1 protein-coding gene is annotated in these 1,257 nt (G+C 54.7%); it reads right to left on the minus strand.

Annotation, left to right across the window (positions count from 1 at the left end):
• Nucleotides 1–9: 9 nt before the first annotated feature.
• Nucleotides 10–1,193, minus strand: a protein-coding gene (locus tag ACIP66_RS28775; RefSeq protein ID WP_202949186.1) for an IS3 family transposase whose coding sequence is annotated in 2 segments (ribosomal slippage) — nt 10–929 and nt 929–1,193 — 1,185 coding nt in all. Because the reading frame shifts where the segments join, the coding sequence is not laid out codon by codon here.
• Between the last annotated feature and the right edge of the window lie 64 nt (nt 1,194–1,257).

Raw genomic sequence — 1,257 nt, forward strand, 5'->3', positions numbered from 1 at the left:
TTGCAGTGGTCAACTAATTCCGGACACCTCGATAGGTGGTTTTGACGCCATCGCCCGCTCATAGACGGTCGGTGGCAGATATCCCAGTTTCGAGTGAAGCCGTTCGTTGTTGTAATACCCAACGATGTACTCGGTGATGTCGCGGATCGCTTCGGTATGATTGGCGTAGTCACGTCGCCATACCCGCTCCATTTTCAAGCTCAGGAAGAAGCGTTCCATCACCGCATTGTCCCAGCAATTACCTTTACGGCTCATGCTCTGCTGCATGTCGTTTCTTGCCAGTAACTCTCTGTAAGTTGCACTCGCGTATTGGCTGCCACGATCCGAGTGGGCAATCAGGCCTGGCGGCGGTTGGCGCTGTGCGATGGCCAGTTGCATCGCAGTGCACACCAGCTCTGCCGGCATGTTCGGAGCCATCGACCAACCCACGATCTTGCGTGAAAACAAGTCCAACACCACGGCCAGATACAGCCAGCCACTGCGGGTGCGGATGTAGGTGATGTCTGCCACCCAAGCCTTGTTCGGCGCCGCCGGATCAAATTTTCGGCTCAGTACATTTTCGGCAATCGGCAGATCATGATTGCTATCGGTCGTGTGCACAAACTTGCGCTTCCAAGCCGAACGTAGCCCATTGGCACGCATCAAACGGCGGATTTTATACAGTCCAACAGACAGGCCTTTGCCGCGCAAAGCGTCGCGCAAGGGCCGGCTGCCGTAGCAGCCACCACTCTCGGCAAAAGACGCCTTGAGTTGCACAACGACAGGACAACTCTGCCGGACGGGCGCATCAGCACGCTTTTGCGACTCATAGAAGCCCGAGCGACTGATGCTCAGTAACCGACAGACATGTGTCACTGAGTAGGCCTTCTGTTGCAGCTGCCGAACCAGTCGATACCTTACTTCAGCTCGCGGGCAAAGAAGGCCGTAGCCTTTTTTAAGATGTCGTTATCCATCTTGAGCTGGCGATTTTCCTGTTCCAATTGCCGGATGCGCTGTTGCTCTGCCGTCAATGGCTTGCCGATTCCGGCCTGCCCCAGTTGCTCTGCCTCGTACTGTTGAACCCAGCGTCGAACGGCTGTCTCACCAATGTTCAGATCTTGGCAAACCTGCGTAACGGTTAGCCCCTGATCCTTGATCATCTTCACGACTTGCAGCTTGAAGCTGTCGTCGAATGCCCTGCGTTTTTTGGTCATGAATAACTCCTCGATAGATGTATTTTCCACCTATCGGGGTGTCCGGGGAAATTAGACCACTACA

The organism is Pseudomonas sp. NPDC088429 (genome assembly GCF_044753305.1).
Classification (GTDB): Bacteria; Pseudomonadota; Gammaproteobacteria; order Pseudomonadales; family Pseudomonadaceae; genus Aquipseudomonas; species Aquipseudomonas rustica.